The sequence below is a fragment of the Streptomyces sp. NPDC058470 genome, assembly GCF_042721055.1.
In the GTDB taxonomy this organism is placed as follows: domain Bacteria; phylum Actinomycetota; class Actinomycetes; order Streptomycetales; family Streptomycetaceae; genus Streptomyces.
The window spans coordinates 175,089-191,043 of sequence record NZ_JBHXMF010000005.1; the positions used below are offsets into that span (position 1 = coordinate 175,089).

10 protein-coding genes are annotated in these 15,955 nt (G+C 69.9%); 7 read left to right on the forward strand and 3 right to left on the reverse strand.

Annotated elements, in window-relative coordinates; genetic code table 11:
• The first annotated feature begins 63 nt into the window (after positions 1-63).
• The 7 genes from dapF (at position 64) to ACFWP7_RS05790 (ending at position 11,478) form a co-directional block, all read left to right on the forward strand.
• Positions 64-972, forward strand: coding sequence for a diaminopimelate epimerase (dapF, locus tag ACFWP7_RS05760; RefSeq protein ID WP_384376537.1), 909 nt, complete (start codon positions 64-66; stop codon positions 970-972).
• Positions 969-2,075 (forward strand): aminotransferase class I/II-fold pyridoxal phosphate-dependent enzyme, encoded by a 1,107-nt coding sequence (locus tag ACFWP7_RS05765; protein WP_384376540.1) that lies wholly within the window; start codon positions 969-971, stop codon positions 2,073-2,075. The genes dapF and ACFWP7_RS05765 overlap by 4 nt, the downstream gene beginning before the upstream one ends.
• A 174-nt stretch (positions 2,076-2,249) precedes the next feature.
• Positions 2,250-5,429, forward strand: coding sequence for an amino acid adenylation domain-containing protein (locus tag ACFWP7_RS05770; RefSeq protein WP_384376543.1), 3,180 nt, complete (start codon positions 2,250-2,252; stop codon positions 5,427-5,429).
• Positions 5,422-6,951, forward strand: coding sequence for a serine hydroxymethyltransferase (glyA, locus tag ACFWP7_RS05775; RefSeq protein WP_384376546.1), 1,530 nt, complete (start codon positions 5,422-5,424; stop codon positions 6,949-6,951). Before ACFWP7_RS05770 ends, glyA begins: the two co-directional genes overlap by 8 nt.
• Positions 6,948-9,350 carry an amino acid adenylation domain-containing protein gene (locus ACFWP7_RS05780; RefSeq protein ID WP_384376549.1) on the forward strand — a complete coding sequence of 801 codons (2,403 nt, stop codon included), beginning with the start codon at positions 6,948-6,950 and terminating at the stop codon, positions 9,348-9,350. Before glyA ends, ACFWP7_RS05780 begins: the two co-directional genes overlap by 4 nt.
• Complete coding sequence (locus ACFWP7_RS05785) at positions 9,347-10,162, forward strand: alpha/beta fold hydrolase (protein ID WP_384376552.1); 816 nt, start codon at positions 9,347-9,349, stop codon at positions 10,160-10,162. Before ACFWP7_RS05780 ends, ACFWP7_RS05785 begins: the two co-directional genes overlap by 4 nt.
• Positions 10,159-11,478: an MFS transporter gene (locus ACFWP7_RS05790; RefSeq protein WP_384376555.1), complete on the forward strand. Its 1,320-nt coding sequence runs from the start codon at positions 10,159-10,161 to the stop codon at positions 11,476-11,478. The genes ACFWP7_RS05785 and ACFWP7_RS05790 overlap by 4 nt, the downstream gene beginning before the upstream one ends.
• A gap of 31 nt (positions 11,479-11,509) precedes the next feature.
• Here ACFWP7_RS05790 and ACFWP7_RS05795 read toward each other — a convergent pair whose 3' ends face one another.
• From ACFWP7_RS05795 to ACFWP7_RS05805, 3 genes are all read right to left on the reverse strand, one after another.
• Positions 11,510-13,465 carry a BTAD domain-containing putative transcriptional regulator gene (locus ACFWP7_RS05795; protein WP_384376558.1) on the reverse strand — a complete coding sequence of 652 codons (1,956 nt, stop codon included), beginning with the start codon at positions 13,463-13,465 and terminating at the stop codon, positions 11,510-11,512.
• A gap of 637 nt (positions 13,466-14,102) precedes the next feature.
• Positions 14,103-14,786: a LuxR C-terminal-related transcriptional regulator gene (locus tag ACFWP7_RS05800; protein ID WP_384376562.1), complete on the reverse strand. Its 684-nt coding sequence runs from the start codon at positions 14,784-14,786 to the stop codon at positions 14,103-14,105.
• Positions 14,773-15,594 (reverse strand): sensor histidine kinase, encoded by an 822-nt coding sequence (locus tag ACFWP7_RS05805; RefSeq protein WP_384376565.1) that lies wholly within the window; start codon positions 15,592-15,594, stop codon positions 14,773-14,775. Before ACFWP7_RS05805 ends, ACFWP7_RS05800 begins: the two co-directional genes overlap by 14 nt.
• Positions 15,595-15,955 lie beyond the last annotated feature (361 nt).

Consider the following 15,955-nt stretch of genomic DNA (forward strand, 5'->3'; position numbering starts at 1 on the left):
GCCCCGAGGTGAGGCACGACGCCTCGGGGCGGCACCGCGCCCAGCAGCCCTTGGAGATCAGCTGTGATCGACTTCTTCAAATATCAGGCAGCAGGCAACGACTACTTGGTGATCGACCCTCGTTACACCGACTTCCCCGTGACCCCTGAAGCGATCCGGCTGGTCTGCGACCGGCACCGTGGCATAGGGGCGGACGGTGTCCTCTACGGGCCGCTGGAGACGCCCCGTGCCGGTGTGCCGGTCGCCCTCGACCTGTACAACTCCGACGGCTCCGACTGCGGAAGGAGCGGCAACGGACTGCGGATGTTCGCGCTCCACCTCGCCGAGCAGGAGCGCGACGCCTGGGCCGACGGGCGGGAGTTCACCCTCCGCACGGCCGCAGGTGACTGCCCGGTGCGGGTCCTCGACGCCAACGCGGGGCGCGTGGAGGTCGGTATGGGGCAGCCCAGCTTCGAGGCCGCCGATCTGCCCCTGCTCGACGAGGCCGGGGCGCCGTACATCGGCCGTGCGGTGGGCGTGCCGCTGTCCGTGGAGGGCGAGGAACTCGTCGTCACCTGTGTGTACAACGGAAATCCGCACACGGTGGTCCTGGTGGACGACCCGTCACCGCAGCTGGCCCGGCGGCTCGGCCCGAGGATCGCCCGGCACATCCGGTTCCCGCAAGCCACCAATGTGCAGTTCGCGCGCATGGCGAACCGGGCCGTGATGGAGCTGGAGGTGTTCGAGCGCGGCGCCGGGTACGTGACGGCGTCCGGCGCGAGCGCCTGTGCCGCGGTGTCCGCGGCCCGCGAACTCGGGCTGTGCGACGGCAGCGTCGAGGTCAGGATGTCCGGAGGCAGCGTGGAGATCACCATCGCGGGCGACGGCCATGTCACCATGACCGGCGACGCCGAGCAGGTGGCCGCCGGCTCGTTCGCACCCGCCCTGCGCGCACGGCTCGACCGGATGGCGTCAGCGGGGAACCTACGGTGACCACTTCCTCGCAGCAGTCGCGTGACTATCCGATCCAGCGGTGGGTGTTCGAGGACGCCGTGGGGCGCTTCGACATCGATCTGGGCGACAGCAACATGGTCCCCGGACGCCTCGACGCCCTCAAGGTGCCGCCCGAACTGGAGCTGGACTACGGACACGACCGGGGCCTCGATGCTCTCCGCGAAGCGGTCGCCGGCCTGTACGGCGGGGCGGCCGACTCGATCCTCATCACCCAAGGTGCCCAGCAGGCGCTCTACCTCGTGTACACGGCGCTGTTGACACCCGGATCCAGAGTGATCGCCTTCCGGCCCGGCTGGCAGCAGTCCTGGGACGTGCCCCCCGAGCTGGGCTGCCGTGTCGAACTCGTCGGGTTCCGCCCCGACCTCAGCTTCGACGTCGAGGCCGCCGAGGCGGTGGCCGGGCCCGACGTGCGATTGATCGTCGCCAACACCCCGTGCAATCCCACCGGTCGGCGCATCGCGGAGGAGGACCTGCGCGGCCTGCTGGCACTGGCGGAGCGTACGGGCGCCCATCTTCTGCTCGACGAGGAGTACGCGCTCGACCTCTCGCGGTCCCCCGCCCTAGGCAGTGATCGGGTGATCTCCGTGTCCAGCCTGTCCAAGGTGTACGGCTTCCCCGGACTGCGGGTCGGCTGGCTCTACGGTCCGCCGGACGTCGTGGAGAGCTGTGCCCGGCGCAAGTTCCTGTCCACCATTTCCAACTCGGTGCTGTGCGAGACCCTGGCCCTCGACGTCCTGGCCAACCGGGAGCACCATCTGCGCGCGTACCACGACCTCACCCGCCAAGGGCTGGCCCTGGTCCGGGACTTCGCCCGGCGCAACGCGGACGCCGTGATCCTCGTGGAGCCCGAGGACACCCCGTTCGCCTGGCTCTGGCTGAACACCGGGGAGGAGCCGCTGGCGATGTGCCGCAGGGCACTGGACCTGGGAGTGCTGCTCATGCCCGGCGAGACACTCGGCGCGACCGACGGCTTCCGGATCTGTTTCGCGCGCTCGCCCGAGGCCGTGACCGAGGGGCTGCGCCGCGTGGAGCGTGTGCTCAGGCCCCTCTCCCCCACGGCCGGCTCCGTCCAGGCCCGCTGACCCCGGCGCTGCCGCCGAACCCCCGGGTCCCGGCCTGCCTTCCGTGCTCTTCCCTTGCCTGCCTGCTGCCGCCCCGGCCCTCCGGGGCTGGCTTCCTGCCGCCCCGGTGCGCCGAGCCCGGGCTCCCCCGCCCCTGGGAAACCACCGTGAACACCCGAATGGAGTCCTGAGACGATGAGCTTGCACACCGCCGATGCGCGCATCCAACTGTCTTTCGGACAGGAACAGTTGTGGTTCCTGTCCCAGATGAATCCCGGTGAGACCACCTACAACGTGCCGGTGGCCTACCGGCTGCGCGGGCCGCTCGACCCGCTTGCTCTCGAAGGTGCGCTCAACCTGCTGGTGAGGCGCCACGAGCAGCTGCGGGTGACCTTCCACGCGCAGGACGGCGTCCCCTATCAGGTCGTCTCACCGGCGGAGGACCGGCCACTGGCGGTCCGGGACCTCTCCGGCCTGGCCGCCGACGACGCCGAGGGCGCACTCCACGAGGCGCTGCAGGCCGAGGCGGACACCCCGTTCGATCTGGCCGCGGGGCCGATCTCCCGGTTCCAGCTGTTCCGGCTGGCCCCCGAGGAGCACGTACTCAGCCTGAGCTTCCACCACATCATCACCGACGGCTGGTCCGGAGGTGTGATCAGCCGCGAACTCTCCCAGGCCTACGGGGCCCTGGCCACGGGTACTGCTCCGTCCCTGCCGGAACTGTCCATCGGCTACGACGACCACATCAAGCGGCAGCGTAAGCAGCGGGCCGACGGCGTCTGGGAGGAGGAGCTGAAGTTCTGGGAGGAGCGGCTTGCCGGTCTCGAGGCGCTCGAGCTGCCCGCCGACCGGCTCCGGCCGACGGAGCCCACGCAGAACGGCGAGACCTTCGTGGTCGACTTCCCGGCCGAACTGCTGCAGAAGGCCCGCGCCTTGGCCCATGAGCAGGGCGCGTCCCTCTACATGGTGGTCGCCGCGGCGCTGAACGTCGTACTGAGCCGCTACAGCGGGCAGGACGACATCGCCCTCGGGGTGCCCATGCTCGGCCGCACGGACCCGGAACTCGAAGACGTCGTCGGCCTGTTCATCAATATGACCGTGCTGCGGTGCGACCTGTCCGGCGGTGTCACCTTCGCCGAGCTGCTCGAGCGCGTCGCCGACGCGAACCTCGACATGTACGACAACCAGGATGTGCCGTTCGACCATGTCGTGGACCGGGTGCAGACGACCAGGGACGCGGGACGCAACCCGCTGTTCCAGATCGCCTGCCAGCTGCTGGGCGAGTCCAGCACCAGCGACACGCTGGAACTGGCCGGTCTGACGTCCGAGTCGATCACGGTGGCCGGCTCCCGCTCGCGGTTCGACCTCTCGTTCAGCTTTGTGGAGGGCACCGAACGGCTGCGTCTGATCGTCGAGTTCGCGACCGACCTCTACGACCGCTGGCGCGTCGAGTCCCTGATCGGGCACTTCCGGACGGTGCTCGCCGCCGCGGCGGACGCCCCTGACACCCCGGTCTCCGCGCTGCCGCTGCTGTCCGGGGAAGAGCACCGCGAGCTGCTGGAGGTGGGGCGCGGCGCCGACTTCGACTACCCGACGGAGCCGGTGCACGCGACCATCGCGCGGATCGCCGAGGAGAATCCGGAGCTGGTCGCGGCGGTCTGCCGTGGCGTGGAGCTGACGTACGGCGAGCTGATGCGCCAGGCCGGCAAGCTCGCCCGGTACATCCGCTCCCGCGGTGTGCGGCGCGAGGAGGTCGTGGCCATCGCGATGGACCGCGATCTGGACGCCCTGGTGGCGATCGTGGGTGTCATGGTGTCAGGCGCCGCCTACACGATCATCGACCCGTCGCACCCCAACGCCCGGCTGGACCACATGCTGCGGGACACCAAGGCCCCGCTGGTCATCACACGGTCGGCCTCGGTGGGCGACCTGCCGGACTCGTGCGGCTGGGAGAGCATCCGGATCGACGCCGACTGGGAGCTCATCGAGGCGCAGCCGGACGACGAACCGCTGGAGGAGTGGGCGCAGCCGACCTCCCTGGTCTACGTCCTCTACACCTCCGGCTCGACCGGGCGTCCCAAGGGCGTGATGATCGAGCAGCGCGGTCTGCGCATGTTCATCGAGGCGTACCGGCGCACCTTCGGCGAGTGGACCACCGAGGACCGGCTCCTGCAGCTGCCCGCGCTGACCTTCGACATGTCCGAGGGCGAGATCTTCGCCGGGCTGATCAGCGGTTCGGCGCTGGTCCTCGTGGCGCCGGAGGACGCCTCGTCCCCCGAGTCGCTCGGCGCCCTGATCCGTGACCAGCGGGTGACCTACGCCGGCCTGTCCCCCGCGATCCTCTCCGTGGTCGACGCGGGGCCGTACCCGGACCTGAAATACATCATGGGCGGCGCCGAGGCGCTGCCGGCCGAGCTGGTCAACAAGTGGAATCTGCCGGGTCGCAAGTTCGTGAACCTCTACGGACCCACCGAGGCGTCGGTGGCGACCACCGAGTACCTGTGCGAGCACAAGGAATGGCAGTCCTCGCCGCCCATCGGCAGGCCCGAGTTCAGCCGCCTGCACTACGTGGTGGACAAGGAGTTCAACCTGGTTCCGGTGGGCGTCCCGGGCGAGTTGCTGATCGGCGGCGACGAGGGCCTGGCCCGTGGCTACCTCAACCTGCCGGAGCTGACGGAGGAGAAGTTCGTCCCCGACCCCTTCCTGGGTGCGGGTCGGGTCTACCGCACCGGGGACCTGGTGCGGTGGAACCGCGATCTGCAGATCGACTTCATCGGGCGGCTCGACAACCAGGTGAAGCTGCGCGGGCTGCGGATCGAGCTCGGTGAGATCGAGTCCGGACTGCTGACGCACCCGAAGGTCCGGCTGGCCGTGGTCCTGCTGCGCGAGGACTACGGGGAGAAGCAGCTCGTCGCGTACTACACCGTGCTGGGCGACAGCTCGCCGACCGTGGCCGAACTCCGTGAGCACCTGGGCAGCACGATGCCCGAGTACATGGTGCCGACGGGCTGGGTGGAGCTGGCGGAGTTCCCGCTGACGGCGGCGCGCAAGATCGACCGCGCCAAACTCCCTGCTCCGGTGGCCGGTTCGGGCGACGGGACGGCGAGCTTCGTCGCCCCGGTGACCGCGACCGAGGAGAAGGTGGCCGAGGTGTTCGGTGCTGTGCTGTCCCTGCCGCAGATCAGCGGCGACGGCAACTTCTTCGAGCTCGGGGGCAATTCGCTGCAGGCGATGCGCGTCGTGAGCCGGCTCAACAAGCACTTCGCCGTCAAGGTCAACGTCCGTCTTCTGTACGGCGGTGCCACGGTCGCCACGGTCGCCACGGCCATCGACGCGCTGACGGCGTCCAAGGAGGCGACGGGTAGCCGTGCTTGAGACCTCACGGGTGTCACTCCCGTCCCACGACCTCCGGCAGACCGGCTCCCGCTCCGGGTCCGCCGTGGACACTGACCCCAACCCCAACCCCAGCTCCGGCCCCAACCCCGGCTCCGGCTCTGGCTCCGGCTCCGGCTCCGGCTCCGCGCAGACTCTGCTCCTGCACCAGGGAGCGGCGTTGCTGAGCCGAACCGATCCCGAACTCGCCCTGGTCCTCGACCGTGAGGTGGGCGAGCAGGCCGGCACCCTGGCCATGGTGGCGTCCGCCAGCATCGCGAACCCGGCCGTCCTGGCGGCCGGGGGCGCCGCCCTGTCGAACGTGACGGCCGAGGGTTATCCGGGGGCCCGCTACCACCCCGGTGCGGCCCGGTTCGACGCGGTGGAACGACTGGCCGTGGCCCGGGCCAAGCAGGCCTTCGGCGCCCGTTATGCCAATGTGCAGCCGCATTCCTGCTCCTCGGCCAACCAAGCCGTGCTGGCCGCGCTGGTGCCTCCGGGCGGTGTGCTGCTCGCCCTCGACCTGGATTCCGGCGGCCATCTCACCCATGGATCCGCCGCCTCGGTGACCGGGCGTCACTACCGAGCGGTCCACTACGGCCTCGACGAGCAGGGGTTCATCGACTACGAGCAGGTGGCCGAGCTGGCCCTGGCCCATCGCCCCAAGGTGCTCATCGCGGGAGCCAGCGCCTATCCCCGGACACTGGACTTCGCCCGGTTCCGCGCGATCGCGGACTCCGTCGGGGCCTATCTGGTGGCCGACATCTCGCACATCGCCGGTCTGGTGGCCACGGGCGAACACCCCAGCCCCATCGACCTGGCGCACATCACGACCACCAGCACGTACAAGCAGTTGGGCGGGCCGCGCGGAGGGCTCATCCTCATCGGCCAGGAGCACCGGACCCCCGGCCCGGACAGTCGCCGTACCCCGCTCGAAAAGCTGATGCAGCGCGCGGTCTTCCCCCAGTCGCAGGGGACGCCGAGCCCGGCGTCGATCGCCGCCAAGGCGCATGCGCTCAAGCTGGTTGCGGAACCGGCGTTCAAGGCGACCATGCGGCTGGTCGTCGACAACGCGGCGGCGCTCGCCGAGGACCTGGCCGGGCTCGGTTACCGGGTCCTGGCCGGGGGCACCGACAATCACATGGTGCTACTGGACATACTCGACCGCGGCATCACCGGTGTGGTCGCCGAACGCGCCCTGGAGGACTGCGGAATCCTCACGAACCGGAACCGCATCCCCAAGGACACCAAAGCCCCTCTCGTCGCCAGCGGTCTGCGGCTGGGCACGAACGTGCTGTCGCAACGGGGCATGGGGCCCGCCGAGATGCGGGTCTGCGCCGGTCTGCTGCACGAGGTGCTCACCGCCACCACCGTGCTCGGCGACGCCGAGTTCCGCACCGATTCCGTGGTGCGCGACCGGGTCGCGGCCGAGGTCGCCGCTCTGTGCCGCACCCATCCACTGCCCTTCGGCGCCGGAGTCGGCACCGCCGAGGTCTCCGACCGCGACCGAGGAGCGAGGTCTTGAGCCGGAACACAGCCCCCAGGACATCCGCCGTGCCGGCACCGCCCGCGCTGCTGCCGGCCGACCGGCCGCGACTGCCCGGAGCCACTCCGGAACGTACCGGCGCCGCTCAGTTGCGGCTCGGCCCCTCGGCGGGAACCGCCACGGAGGAGTTGCTCCTGGCCGGCTTCACCGCGCTGCTCCACCGTTGGAGCGGACAGTCTGAATTCGGCTTCGCCGTGCGGACACCCGGGTCGGGCGCGGCCCGCCTGAACCGGACCGTCACCGGGACGGCGACCCTGGCCGAGCTGGCCCGCGACACAGCCGCCGGGCCGGAGCCGGCGCAGCCGGACGAGTTCGAGCTGGTGCTGCACCCGCCGGGCGACGACGGCATTCCCACCGCGGAGCTGCGATACGCCCCCGAGCTCTTCGACCGGGCCACCATCCAGCGTCTCCTCGTCGGCTACCGCACTCTGCTGGACGACGGGCTCGCCGATCCGGACCGGCCGGTGTCGCGGCTGCGCCTGCTCCCGCGGGACGAACTGCGCCGGATGCTCGTCGAATGGAACGACACCGCGGCGGATCTTCCGCACGACGTGTGCCTGCACACCGCGTTCGAGAACCGCGCCGCCGAGTCACCCGACGCCGTCGCCCTGGTCGGCGGCGGCCGGACATGGACGTATCGCGAGGTCAACGAGGCGGCGAACCGTCTTGCCCATCATCTGCGCGATCTGGGCATCGGCCCCGACCGGCGGGTCGGCATCTGCCTGGAGCGATCCGCCGACTTGCTGGTCGCTGTCCTGGGCGTGCTCAAGGCGGGCGGCGCCTATGTGCCGCTCGACCCCGACTACCCGCAGCAGCGCCTCGCCACGATGGTGACCGGCACTTCCTGCGCGGTGGTGGTCAGCCGTACCGGACCGGCAGCGAGCCTCTCGCTGCCGGACACCGGAACGGGCACTCCCGTGGTCCTCCTCGACCAGGTCCAGGAGCTCCTCGCCGAGCGCCCGCACCACAATCCCCCGGGCGGCGCCAACCCCGAGGATCTCGCGTACATCATCCACACCTCGGGATCCACCGGCGCCCCGAAGCCGATCGCCCTGCGCCATCGCGGGGTGATGAACAACATCGCGGATCTCAACTCCCGCTTCGGCGTGGGCGCCGACGACCGGGTCCTCGCGCTGTCGTCGCCCAGCTTCGACATGTCGGTGTACGAGTTCCTCGGGCTGACGGCCGCGGGCGGCACGGTGATCCTGCCGGAGCCGGGGCGGGCCAAGGACCCCGAGCACTGGGCCGAACTGCTCGCCGCCCACCGGGTCACCGTCTGGAACTCGGCTCCCGCTCTCCTCGACCTGGTCGTCGACCACCTCGACAGCACGGGTGCGCAGCCCCTCGGTGACCTGCGCCTGGCGCTGCTCGGCGGGGACTGGATACCCGTGTCGCTGCCCGACCGGGCACGGGCGATCGCCCCCGCCCTGCGCTTCGTCGCCCTCGGCGGGGCCACCGAGTCGTCCATCCACTCCACCGTCTACGAGGTGACGAAGACCGACGACCGCTGGACGAGCATCCCGTACGGGCGCCCCATGGCCAACCAGCGCACCTACATCCTCGACGACTCTCTCCAGCCGGTGCCGCCGGGTGTTCCCGGCGAACTCCACCTGGCGGGAATCGGGCTCGCCCGGGGCTATCTCGGCCGGCCGGAGCAGACCGCGGAGCGCTTCTTCGACTGGTCGTTCGGCGAGCTGTCGGGCGAGCGCCTCTATCGGACCGGCGATGTGGCCCGCTACGGGCCCGACGGTCTCATCGAGTTGCTGGGCCGGGCGGACTTCCAGGTCAAACTGCATGGCCTGCGGATCGAACTCGGCGAGATAGAAGCCGTACTGCGCGCCCACGACACCGTCCGGGAGGCGGTCGTCACCGCGCACCCCGACGGGGCGGGCGACCGACGGCTGGTCGCCTATGTCGTCGCCGAAGCGGGCCGGACGGTGCGGCCGGGGACGGTGGGCGAGCACGCTGCCCGGTCCCTGCCCCGTTTCATGGTGCCGGGCACCCTGCTCGTCCTGGACGAGCTGCCCCTGACTCCCAACGGCAAGGTCGATCGCAGGGCCCTGCCGGCGCCGCCGGACGACATCGGCGGACCCCTGGAGAGCTTCGCCGCACCGGTGACGGCGACCGAGCGGACAGTGGCCGAGATCTTCGCGGCCGTGCTCGGCGTACCCCGGATCGGCGCGGACGGCGACTTCTTCGCGGTCGGCGGCAACTCCTTGCAGGCCATGCGTGCGGTGACCCGGCTCAACAAGCACTTCGGGATCAGGGTGAACGTCCGCCTGCTGTACGGCGGGAGCAGCGTCAGCGGCGTCGCCTCCGTCATCGACGAGCGGCTCACGCAGCTCGCACCGACTCCGAACGGAGCGTCGGCACAGTGATCGAATCCCCCGTCGGCAGTCTCGTCACCCTCCGGGAGACAGGCGACCTGCTCCCGCTCCACTGCGTCCACCCGGTCTCGGGTTCGCCCTACTGCTATTCGGCGATGGCGCACCAACTCGACACCGGGCACCCGGTGTTCGGATTCGAGGCACCTGGTTTCGACGGCCTCTCCGAGCCCGCCGGGTCGATCGACGAGCTGGCCCGGTTGCACACGGACTCGCTCAGGGCGGCCCGCCCGCACGGTCCGTACCAGCTGCTCGGCTGGTCGCTCGGCGGGGTCGTCGCCTACGAGATGGCACGGCTGCTGGTCGCCGCGGGAGAAGAGGTGCCTCTGCTCGTCATCGTCGACGCGGCGCTGCCCGGGACACAGTCGGTGCCGCCCGACGAGCAACTGGCCCGCTACTTCCTGTACGACTTCCTCGGCGTGACCCGTGACCGGGCACCCGAAGTCGACAAGGCTCTGGCAGGCATACGGCCGGGGGCGGAACCGGCGGAAATCTTCGCCGCGGCGGAGCGCGACGGCGCCGTACCCGAGGAATTCGACGTGGAGTTCCTGCTGGAGCGCTACGCCCTCTTCCGTGCGGGCGTGCTGGCCCTGCGACGGCATCGGCTGGATTCCGTCCACCAAGGGCCCGCCATCCTGATCAAGGCCGCGGAGTCGGAGGGGAGGCTGCTGGACTGGCGTCCCCATGTGAGCCGGCTCACCGAGCACACCGCACCCGGCGACCACCACTCCGTGTGGCAGGGCCAGGGGCTGGGCGTCATCAGCGGCATCGTCGACCAAGCCCTACGAGAGGCAGGTCCGGCATGACGGAGCACGGCACGCCCGCCGCACCGGCCACCACGGCCGAGGCGGAGGCACCCCCTCGGTCTCTCTGGCACAACAGGGACTTCATGGTGTTCTGGACCGGCGAGGGACTCTCCCTCTACGGCACCCAGATCACCCTTCTCGCGCTCCCCCTCACCGCGGTACTGGTCTTCGAGGTGGGGGCCGAGGAACTGGGCCTGTTGCGGTTCGCCCAGCTGGTTCCCTTCCTCGGGCTCGCCCTGCTCTTCGGCGTATGGGTGGACCGGTCGCGCAAGCGGCCCATCATGCTGGGCGCCAACCTGGCCCGGATGGTGCTGATCGGCCTGGTACCCCTCCTCTACCACTTCGGCCTGCTGACGCTCCCTCTGCTGTACGCCCTGGCGCTCGGTATCGGGGTGGCGTCGGTGCTCTTCGACGTCAGCTGGATGTCGTACGTTCCGGTGCTGGTGAAGGACAGGCGCAGCCTGCTGGAGGCCAACACCAAGCTCAACGCCACGCTGTCGTCGGCGGACATCGCCGGGCCGGGGCTGGCCGGCACGCTGGTCAGCGCGTTCTCGGCGCCTTTCGCCATGACCGCCAACGCCTTCTCGTACGCACTGTCGGTGCTGTCGCTGCTCCTCATCAGGAAGCCGGAACCCGCCCCGGAGGCACCCAAGGCCGAACGTCGTCTGCGCGCCGAACTGACCGAGGGCCTGCGCTGGGTGTTCGGCAACCGGCTGCTGCGTGCGATGGGCCTGGTCGGCTGCAGCTGCAACTTCCTCCTCACCATGGTGCAGACGCTGTTCCTGCTGTACGCCGTGCGCGACAAGGAACTGCCTGCCGCCGCAGTCGGTTTCATCATGGGTGCGGCCGCCGTGGGGGGTCTGCTGGGCGCGCTGGTGTCCGGCATGGTGGTGCGCCGGCTGTCGGTGGGCACCGCCTACCGGGTGTCGGTCTCGATCATCTTCCTCGGCCCCTTGCTGATTCCCGCCGCGGGCGGTCCGCGCTGGCTGCTCCTGAGCCTGTTCGTCGCCTCGTTCTTCCTGGAGTACTTCGGCAGCAGCGTCTCGAACGTCCTCATCGTGAGCCTGCGCCAGACCGTCACTCCGCAGCATCTGATGGGCCGGATGACGGCCGCGATGCGCATGCTGCTCTATGGCGGCGGTGCGCTGGGCGGACCCGTCGGCGGCCTGCTGGCCGCGCTGGCGGGTCTTCACGGTGCCCTGTGGATCGCGGGCCTGGTCTCCGCCGCGATGCTGATCCCGATCGTCCTGTCCCCCGTCGGCAGACTGCGCAGCATGCCGACGGGGCCCGAGGACGGTGCCCTCACCTCAGTGTGAGATCCCTCGGCGGTCTCGGAACACGGCGGCACTACGCGAGTACGACGGCACAGGCCACCTCCCTGTCGTCGTCCGCCACCCGCTCGCGCGGAGCGACCGGGCTCGCCGCAGCCAGTCGGGCCAGGGCCGCTCTCCTGTTGAGCATCGGCTCGCGTTTCGCGCACTCGGCCGCGTAGATCCCCAGGAGGTCGTGGAAGCGGAACTGATGCCCCTGTGCCTCAAGGAGATGGTTGGCGACCAGCAGGTCGAGCAGTCGGCGGGCGGTGTCGCGGTCCGTGTCCGTCAGTGACGCCGCGACGGGAACGGTGATCGGTCCGTCCTTGCTCAGCCCCAGGAAGCGGAACATCCGCGCCGCTTCGCCGGAGAGCGCCTGGTAGGAGGTCTCGAACGCGTCACGGACACTGGCCAGGGCATCGTCCTCCATGGTGAGGCGGTCCAGCCGGCCGCTCTCCTCCGCGTACTGCTCCACCAGCGTTCCCGGCGGGACACCGGGGTTCGCGGTGAGTCGCTCCGCGGTGATGCGCAACGCCAGCGGCAGTCCACCGCACAGTGCCGCCAGTCGCCGAGCGGCCCCCGGGTCTTCGGTGAGCCGTCCTGCGGACAGGTTGGTGAGCAGGTGTGCCGCCTCGGCGTCGGCCAGCGGTTTGACGGTGAGCGTGCGCGCACCGTCCCGTGCTGCCAGTCCGCCGAAGCGCTGCCGGCTCGTGGCCACGACGCACGATTCGCCGCGCGGTATCAAGGGCCTCAGCTGATCAACGCTCAAGGCGTCGTCCAGCACCACCAGCATCCGCTTGCCGTACAGCAGGCTGCGATAGAGCGTGGCACGGCCGGTCACGTCCCGCGGTATCCGCGCGCTGTCGGCTCCGATGCTGGTGAGCAGTTGCAGCAACGCGTCCGAGGCGCTCAACGGCCGGCCGCGCAGTCCGTTGCCGCAGAGGTCCACATAGAGCTGACCGTCCGGGAAGCGGTGCGCGAGGCGGTGTGCCAGTTCCAGCACGAGTGCCGACTTTCCGACGCCCGCGGCGCCGTCGACCACGATCACCGGGGTGCTGCGCTGAGCGAACTCGTCGTCCAGGAGGCCCTCAAGTTGCCTCAGTTCGGTGTCGCGCCCGGTGAACCCGCGTGCCATGGAGGGGAGTTGGGCCGGCCTTGGAACGCCGGCACCAAGTCCCTCCCGGGTCCTGCGGGACATACGTCCGCCGAGCGGCCGCAACTCCTGTTGCCCGGCGAGGATCCACCGGTGGAGGTCCTGCAGCTCGGCCCCCGGCTCGATGCCCAGTTCGCGGCTCAGCAGCTGCCGGGTCTCCGTGTACACCGAGAGGGCATGCGCCTGACGGCCCGCGTGGTAGAGCGCGAGCATCAACAGCCAGCGGAGCTTCTCGCGCAGCGGCTCCTCCGACACGGCACGCGAGAGGGCGTCGACCGCCTCGGCGTACTGTCCGGCCTCCAGCATGACGGCGGCCCACTCCTCGACCGCGGTCAGCCTCATGTCCCGCAGCCGGACGCCTTCCACGGCGGCGAAGGGCCCCGGCACCCCGGAGTACGCCTCCCCCCGCCACAGCGCCAGAGCGTCCTCGTACATCCGCAGTGTCGTTTCAGCACTACCGCCTTCGCGTGATCTGCGGGCGTGACCGTGCCGCTCGACGAAGAGCGTGGCGTCCACCGACGCCGGGTCCACCCGCAGGCAGTAGCCCCCGGGCTCCGAGGAGAGAACCGTGCTGGCGTCCCGGCAGCCGCGTCCCGGCTCCAGCGCGCGGCGCAGCCGGGCCACATAGGTGTGGACGCCGTTGGCCGCGGTCTGCGGGGCGTCGCTGCCCCAGAGGGCGCTGGTGATGGTCTCCCCACTGACCACCTCGCCGGCCCGGCTGGCGAGCAGACTGAGCACCGCACGCTGTTTGGGCGAGCCGAGCGCCACCTCCTCACCCCGTCGCCAGGCCCGTATCGGTCCCAGGAGCTGGATGCGAAAAGGGTCCCCCGTGCCGTTCATGGTCCCGTTCCCCCTATGGGTCGTGTGCTGTTCATGTCGGTCCCGGATGTGGCCGTTCGGGCCCCGGACCGCGCGAAGGCGGCGAGTTGCGCCGCGTATCGCGCGTCGATGAAGAGCCGGCGCGTCCGCCGGTGACGATCGGCGGGCTCGGCGAATTGGTCGGCGGAGAGGAGCGACACCGAGCCCGTTCCGAGGAACCGCGGGCACAGCGTCGTAAGGAAGGTCAGGCGCCCGGGGCGCCGGGACAGGTGAGGGCCGCATTGCCCAACCACCCGGCAGCACCGGGCCGGAGGCCTGCCCGGGGTTCAGGACGTCGCTGAAGGCCGAGGCTGGTCAGGCCGGCCGTCGCGGTCACCCGTGACAGGCGTCAGAGGGAAGAACCGCGCCGCGTGTCGAGACTCCCCGACAGGAAAGTGCGGCTAGTTCGCGCCCCGAGGGACACTTGATCGTGTCACTTGCGAATCGATGGTCAACATCGCCGCTCTTGTGCGTCTCGCAGAGCGTCACTTGAGGCATGCCTGCGAATGTAATCCTGACATCGGACTGACACCAGGCCTCTGAAGAAGCATCGGGCATGCTCCTAAAGGAGTATTCGCACCGGCTGTACGGCATGGCCGACGCTTCGGTGACCGCGGGGTCACCTGCCCTTTCTCGCCGACTCGATGAGCCGGGCGTCCACGGCCTTGTTGACGGCTTCGATACGAGAGGCCGCGCCGAGTCTCTCGAAGATGTTCCGCAGGTGTCGCTTCACCGTTGCCTCGGTGATGCCCAGCTCATGGGCGATCTGGCGGTTGCTCAGCGCGTCGGCGACATGCGTGAGGACCTCTCGTTCACGGGGCGAGAGGGACAGCCCGGCGCCGCGGAAGGCGGTTTCCGGAATCACGCTGCCCTGAAGGGCGACCATGACCTGCGGGTTGGGAGCCACGGCGCCGCGGATGGCGGACAGCAGCGATGCGCAAGGGGTGCTCTTGTGCAGATAGCCGTGGGCGCCGCGGGCGAGCAACTCGTGCACGAGCGGTCCATCGCCGTACATCGACAGCATCAGCACGCGCAGACGCGGGAAGCGCGCGATCAGTTCGCTCACCACGGTGGGCGCATGGTGGTCGGGCATCTCGACATCGAGCAGCACGACATGCGCTCCACTGCTCTCCACCAGGTCGCCGAGCCCCTCGGACGTGTCGGCCTCGCCCACGACGCACAGGTCGTCCTCCGCATTGAGAAGCTGGCAGAGGGCACCGCGCAACAGCGAGTGGTCGTCGACCGCGACGATACGAATCGGCTCGCCCGTCCCCAACAACCTTTGCTCATCAGCCGACCGCATGCCAGGCCTCGCCCATCGGTACCGAGAACTCAAGGATGGTGCCGCACCCGGGAGCACTCTTGATCTCCATCCGGCCGCCGAGCGATCGGATCCGTTCCGCCATGGAGGCAAGGCCGTTGCCGAACTTCCGCTCCTCAGGGAGACCGACTCCGTCATCGGTCACGGACGCCCGTAGTCGACGCGCGTCACTTCGCACATAAAGGGTCACACGAGAGGCCCGGGCGTGCGCCAAGGCGTTGCGCAGACATTCACGCAGGACGAGAAAGAGATTGTCCGCGATGGTTTCCGGCAGGGGTTCGTCGAAGTCCTCGATCCGGATGTCCACGACGGGTTCGTCGATCTCCATCGCGGTGACGAAGGCGGACAGCGCCGTCTCCAGAGAACCGACGGAGTGCGCGCGGGTACGCAGCTCGGTCACGATGTCCCGGGTGCCGTGCATCGTCTCCAGGATCGCCTGCTTCAGGCTGTCCAGCCGGGGGTCCGTCGCCGAGGAGACGTTCCGGGCGAGTTCGTAGAGCTCCAACTGGCGCAGGGCAAGGCTGGCCGCGCTGCCGATGCGGTCGTGGACCTCCCGCGCCATTGAGCTGCAGCTCTGGATGGTGGAGTCCCGTGGGACGTCGAGCAGGGACGGGCCATACCCGTCTGCTCCTTCTCCTCCTTCGCCGGATTCCTCGAAGCGGCGTGTGACCGCCGCCTGGAGGATCGCCATCAGTCTCATCAGACTCCGGCCGCTGTACGGGCGGCCCGTGAGGGACAACCGCTCCAGGAACTCCGCCACGAGCTGGACCAGCAGGGACCCTGCATGCACGGCCTGGACCGGCACGGTTCCCTGAGCGATCCGGGTTCCCCTCGAAAGACGCGCGTGCTGCGGGGATCGCCGGCCGTGCGCAGCCCCGGCATCGTTCTCCAGCGCGGACCGGCACTCGGACAGGATTCCACGGACCTGCTCACGGCAGGAATCCCACGCTTCCGCATTGATCCCCAGCGGATTCCTCTGCTCGACGAGTCCGCTCCGATAGACATCGAGCAACTCAGGCTCACAAGCGAGTAATTCCGCGGCCAGCCCCATGTCTTCGACGCGAGAATCTTTCCAAAGATTTTCCCCTACCGACGTGTCGGACACGCCTCCCCCTCCCCCGATTCCCCTGACCCGGCTCCCTCGTCACCCG